General features: G+C 70.1%; 6 protein-coding genes and 1 tRNA gene. 2 read left to right on the plus strand and 5 right to left on the minus strand.

The genetic code is table 11. The annotated features are described in order from the left end of the window. Position 1: 1 nt before the first annotated feature. From AC2VOK_RS17200 to AC2VOK_RS17220, 5 genes are all read right to left on the minus strand, one after another. Positions 2-74 (minus strand) — tRNA-Ala (locus AC2VOK_RS17200). Between the two features lie 50 nt (positions 75-124). After that, positions 125-1,198, minus strand: a complete 1,074-nt coding sequence (sepX, locus tag AC2VOK_RS17205; protein WP_428901563.1) for a divisome protein SepX/GlpR — start codon at positions 1,196-1,198, stop codon at positions 125-127. 220 nt (positions 1,199-1,418) lie between these two features. Then, positions 1,419-2,078, minus strand: coding sequence for a GNAT family N-acetyltransferase (locus tag AC2VOK_RS17210; protein ID WP_428901564.1), 660 nt, complete (start codon positions 2,076-2,078; stop codon positions 1,419-1,421). A gap of 8 nt (positions 2,079-2,086) precedes the next feature. Next, complete coding sequence (glp, locus tag AC2VOK_RS17215) at positions 2,087-3,379, minus strand: molybdotransferase-like divisome protein Glp (RefSeq protein ID WP_428901565.1); 1,293 nt, start codon at positions 3,377-3,379, stop codon at positions 2,087-2,089. 94 nt (positions 3,380-3,473) lie between these two features. Then, positions 3,474-4,385 carry a UTP--glucose-1-phosphate uridylyltransferase gene (locus AC2VOK_RS17220; protein ID WP_428901566.1) on the minus strand — a complete coding sequence of 304 codons (912 nt, stop codon included), beginning with the start codon at positions 4,383-4,385 and terminating at the stop codon, positions 3,474-3,476. Between the two features lie 78 nt (positions 4,386-4,463). Between AC2VOK_RS17220 and AC2VOK_RS17225 the strand changes: the two genes are divergently transcribed. After that, on the plus strand, positions 4,464-5,060 hold the full coding sequence (locus AC2VOK_RS17225; protein ID WP_428901567.1) for a 5-formyltetrahydrofolate cyclo-ligase: 597 nt from the start codon (positions 4,464-4,466) through the stop codon (positions 5,058-5,060). 89 nt (positions 5,061-5,149) lie between these two features. Continuing rightward, positions 5,150-5,360, plus strand: a 211-nt coding sequence (locus AC2VOK_RS17230; RefSeq protein WP_428901568.1) for an FmdB family zinc ribbon protein, incomplete at its 3' end; no start/stop codon positions are given.

Below are 5,360 nucleotides of genomic sequence, written 5' to 3' on the forward strand. Positions count from 1 at the left end.
GTGGAGCTAAGGGGATTCGAACCCCTGACCTACTCGATGCGAACGAGTCGCGCTACCAACTGCGCCATAGCCCCTGACCGCTAGCAGGCTACCAGCCGCGGCAGCACCCGCCGAACCGCGAGTTCTACTGCCCCACGGCGCGCGGTAGTTCCCTGGACCAGCCGTAGTTCCGCGCCGGCACCGAGTAGTCCAGATGTTCGAAGATCGGGTCCTCGTCATCGATCTCGAGCACGACCGCGCCCGGACGCCGCAGCCGGGACGGCACCACGTCGTACTGGCGGTCGTGAGCGTTCTCCACGCCGAGCCGTGCACGCGCCATCCGCCGCATCCGGCGCCGCCACACCTTTTCCTCGATGCGGGTCTGCCGTCGCAGATACGCCAGGTAGAGCATTGTCACGGCGGTGGCGCCGCCACAGATCCACCAGGCGCTCGGTGACAACTCGAACGCCGCGGTGGCCGAACCGACCAGGACGACCGCCATCACCATCAGCACCCGCTTACGGAACTCGTATTTGCGGGCGCTGACCGCCGCGGCGGTCCTCGAGTCGAATCGGCGCCGCCGCGAGCCCGGCGCGACCGGCGCGCGCGGGGCCTCGCCCGCCTCGTCGTGAGCGTCGGCCTCGGGCTCGAGGCCGGAGGAGTCCTCGACATACTCGTAGCGGTCGTCCTCGTCGTAGCGGTCGTCCTCGGCGGGCTCATCCGTGCCGGCATCAGTCCCGTCGGACGCGCCGCCCCCGTCCACGGCCACCGGTGCCGGTTCTGCCGCCTCGGCGCTTGCGCCCGCGGACAGGGCATGTGAGTCCTCGATGACATCGACGTCGAGATAGTCGGGCTCGTCGGGTTCTGCGGACCCTGCGGCGGCGACCTTCACGACGTCGCGCCGCGCGCGCCGCAGCTCGACGGTGTCGGCGTCGGTGCCGATGTCCGGGTTCTGGCGTCGATCCTGGTCAGCGGAGATGAACTCGTCCTCGGCCGGTTCCTCCTCCGGCTTCCAGTCGGGATCGCTGCGGTGGCCCGCTGCGGGACCGCCACGCTTGAGCAGCCGGGCTCCGGCGTCCCCGTTGAGCACTCGCGTCGCCAGGGCCACATCGCTGGTGCGGCGCACCGCGTCGCGTTTGCTGATGAGCATCGGAACCAGGACGAACAGCCACAGCACCACGAGCGAGATCCACAATAACGACTGCGGGATGCTTGGCATGATGACCTGCTCTCTTCGTTCCCATTTCCGCGAGGCCGGTCGATGGCCAGCGCGGCCGGGTCAAATGACCAGGACAATTACACACCTGTAATTTGGCTCTCACAAGCACCAAACGTCACTCGTGTCGCGCCAGCCACAGAGAAGGACGGCGAACCGGTCGCCGACGGGCCGCGAAACGCCGTGGCGGTCGGGGCCCCGGACGGTACGGGACGGCCTCCGGTCACTCCCAGCTTGCGCGGCCGGCGCGGACCAGTGCAGAGGCCACGGAACCGTATACCTCTTCGACGGTGATCGCCATCAACAGGTGGTCCCGCCACGCCCGGTCGACCTCGAGGTAGCGCAGCAGCAGACCCTCTTCCCGGAACCCCGCCTTCGCCAGCACGGCACGGCTCGCGGCGTTCTCGGGACGTACCGTTGCCTCCACGCGATGCAACATCACCGGACCGAAGCAGTGATCGAGTCCCAGCGCCAGCGCCGCCGTGGCCACTCCCCCGCCGGTCACCGACCGGGACACCCAATACCCGATCCATGCCGACCGCAGGGCCCCGTGCACGACGTTGCCGATGGTCAGCTGACCGCAGAACCGCCCATTCAGTTCGATGACGAAAGGCAGCATGCGGCCCTTGCGGGCCTCCGAGCGCAGACCGGAACACAACGCCGGCCAGGCGGCAACGGAGTGGCGGATCACCCAGTCGCCTTCCGCGCTGGGCTCCCACGGTTCCAGGTGGGCACGATCGGCCAGCCGCGTCCGGCTCCACTGTGTGCCGTCGCGCATGCGCACCGGACGCAACCGGACGACGCCGGCGCGGACCCGCAACGGGCCGACGTCGACGGGCCAGCCGGGGTGACGGGGGTCGTAGCGCAACAGGTTCGCGCGCATCGCAACCCTCAGCCGCGCTGCGCCAGAAAGGCGACGTCGACGAGCTCGCCGGTGCGGATCTGCTCGGCACCGGTGGGGACGACAACCAGGCAGTTCGCTTCGGCGAGCGTGGCCAGCAGGTGCGACGAAGCACCGGGAGCCCCGCCGAGTGCCTGCACCAGGTACTCCCCGGTGTCCTGGTCGCGCATCAGCTGACCGCGCAGGTAACCCTTACGCCCGGCCACCGAGGTGATCGGCGACAGGGTGCGGGCGCGCACGATCCGGCGCATCGGCGCCCGCTTTCCCAGCGCAAGCCGGAGCAGCGGCCGGACCATCACCTCGAAAACCACCAGGGCGCTGACCGGGTTGGCGGGAAGCAGAAAGGCCGGGACCCCCTCGCGGCCCAGCTGCCCGAAACCCTGGACCGATCCGGGGTGCATCGCGACCCGGACCACCTCCATTTCGCCGAGTTCGGACAGCACCGAACGCACCACCTCGGCGGCCGCGCCACCGACCGCACCGGCGATCACGACGGCTTCGGAACGGTTGATCTGGCCCTCGACGACGTCGCGCAGCTCCCGGGGATCGCCGCTGACGATGCCCACACGGTTGACCTCCGCGCCGGCGTCGCGGCCCGCGGCCGCCAGCGCATAGGAGTTCACGTCGTAGACCTGCCCGTTCCCAGGGGTGCGCGAGATGTCGACCAGCTCGCCGCCCACGGCCATCACCGACAGCCGCGGCCGCGGATGCACCAGCACCCGTTCGCGGCCGACCGCCGCCAGGAGCCCCACCTGGGCGGCGCCGATGATCGTCCCGGCGCGCACGGCGACGTCACCGGGCTGGACGTCGTCGCCGGCGCGGCGCACGTAGGCACCCGACGGCGCGCCGCGCAGGATCCGCACCTTCGACGTACCGCCATCGGTCCACTGCAACGGCAGCACCGCGTCGGCCAGCGTCGGCAACGGCGCGCCGGTGCGCACCCGGACGGCCTGGCGGGGCTGCAGCCGGCGGGGCGTGCGCGCACCGGCCTCGATGGTTCCCATCACCGGCAGGACCAACCCGTCGCGCCCGGCCCCGCCCTCGGCCGGTTCGTCGGGGATCCCGTCGTGGCCCTCACCGCCGATCTCGCCGACACCGAGCACGTCCACGCTGCGCACCGCATAGCCGTCGATCGCGGCCTGATCGAAACCAGGCAGGGGCCGCTCGGTCACCACCTCCTCGGCGCAGGTCAATCCCTGCGCCTCGGCGATGGCCACGCGTATCGGCCGCGGAGCCACCGCGGCGGCTGTTATCCGGGCCTGCTGCTCCTCCACAGAACGCACAAGCGCGCCTTTCTGCCCTCCGGCCCTGACGGGCGCGACCTTGGGCGACGCCGAGCCCCGTTGCCTGCCGGGACCGCGTGATTCTCCTTCAGGACTAGTGCTCGTTCAGGCCCAACCTCGACACCAACCATCGCCGCAAATCCGGGCCGTAGTCGTCACGATCCAAAGCAAAGTCAACCGCAGCTTTGAGGTAGCCGCCGGGATTTCCCAAGTCGTGTCGAGATCCGCGATGCACCACGACATGGACCGGATGACCCTCAGCAATCAGCAACGCGACCGCGTCGGTCAGCTGCACCTCGCCGCCGGCCCCGCGGTCGATGCGGCGCAGTGCGCCGAAGATCGCACGGTCGAGCACGTAGCGGCCCGCCGCGGCATACATCGACGGGGCGTCCTCGGCCATGGGCTTTTCGACCATGCCCTTGACCTTCAGCACGTCGGGATTGTCCGAGCCGTCGGCAGGATCCACGTCGAACACGCCGTAGGCGCTGATCTCGTCGGGGGCCACCTCGATCGCGCACAGTACGGTGCCGCCATAGTCGGCGCGCACCTTCGCCATCATCTCCAGGACACCGGTCGGCAACACCAGGTCGTCGGGCAGCAGGACCATCACCGCGTCTTCGTCGGCGAACAGCGTGGGCTCCACACAGCTGATGGCATGCCCCAGGCCCAGCGGCTCGGCCTGCACGACGGACTCGACCTTGATCAGCTGCGGGGCACGACGAACCTTGTCGAGCATCGCTTTCTTCCCGCGCGCCTCGAGCGTGCCCTCGAGCACCAGGTCCTGCACGAAATGCGCGACGACGCCGTCTTTGCCCTCGGAGGTGATGATCACCAGACGCCCGGCACCTGCCGCGGCCGCCTCTTCGGCGACCAACTCGATGCCCGGCGTGTCGACCACCGGCAGCAACTCCTTGGGCACCGTCTTGGTCGCCGGCAGGAAACGCGTACCCAGCCCGGCCGCTGGGACGATCGCCGTGTAAGGCACCGGGATTTCAGCTCGCGACATCGCTGACAACCATAACCCGCACGGGCACCGGCCGGAGTGGACGCCGCGGCGGGACCACCGGTCTGTCAGGGTTGACCCATGGCCGGTGCGGACAAGGTGGCGCTGCGCAGGCGGCTGCTGGCCGCGCGGCAGCGCGTTCGCGGCGACGTCCGTGCCGCCGAGGCCCGCATGCTGTGCGATGCGCTGGAAACCCTGGCGTGCGCCGGTACGGCCTGTGCCTACGTACCGGTGGGCACCGAGCCGGGGTCCGTCGCGATGCTGGACATGCTCGCGCGCCGCTGCGGTCGGGTGCTGCTCCCGGTGGCACGCACCCGCGCCGACGGCACCCCGATGCCGTTGCGCTGGGGCGAGTACCGGCCCGGCGCGCTGACCGCCGGCCCCTGGGGACTGCTCGAGCCCGCCGAACCATGGCTGCCCGACTCGGCCCTGGCCGAGGCCGCCCTGGTGATCGTCCCGGCGCTGGCAGTCGACCGCCGGGGTGTGCGGCTGGGCCGGGGCGCCGGGTTCTACGACCGTTCGCTGGCAGGACGCGACCCTGACGCGCGCCTGATCGCCGTGGTGCGCGACGCCGAACTGCTCGACGAACTACCCGCCGAACCGCACGACGTCGCGATGACGGACGCGCTCACGCCGCGACGCGGGGTCATCGGCCTGGCGTCCGGTACTCGGGAATGAAGCACGCCACGTGGCGGTTCTGGCACTTGAGAAGCTAGAGTGCCAACTGGCTTCATCTGACCTTTAGGCCCCCCGACACGGAGGTTCGCGTGCCGACCTACAGCTACGAGTGCACTGAGTGCGGCGACCGCTTCGACATTGCGCAGGCATTCACCGACGACGCGCTGAGCACGTGCGAGAAGTGCTCCGGTCGGCTGCGCAAGCGGTTCAACTCGGTGGGGATCGTGTTCAAGGGCAGCGGCTTCTACCGAACCGACAGCCGCGAGTCCGGCAAGTCGAAGACCGACGGGTCGAGCACAG

Source organism: Mycobacterium sp. TH-M116 (genome assembly GCF_057473685.1).

Bases quoted from the DNA above. Each gene is read 5' to 3' on its own strand.
- sepX (WP_428901563.1), bottom strand. From the start codon at position 1,198: ATGCCAAGCATCCCGCAGTCGTTATTGTGGATCTCGCTCGTGGTGCTG.
- AC2VOK_RS17210 (WP_428901564.1), bottom strand. From the start codon at position 2,078: ATGCGCGCGAACCTGTTGCGCTACGACCCCCGTCACCCCGGCTGGCCC.
- AC2VOK_RS17220 (WP_428901566.1), bottom strand. From the start codon at position 4,385: ATGTCGCGAGCTGAAATCCCGGTGCCTTACACGGCGATCGTCCCAGCG.
- AC2VOK_RS17225 (WP_428901567.1), top strand. From the start codon at position 4,464: ATGGCCGGTGCGGACAAGGTGGCGCTGCGCAGGCGGCTGCTGGCCGCG.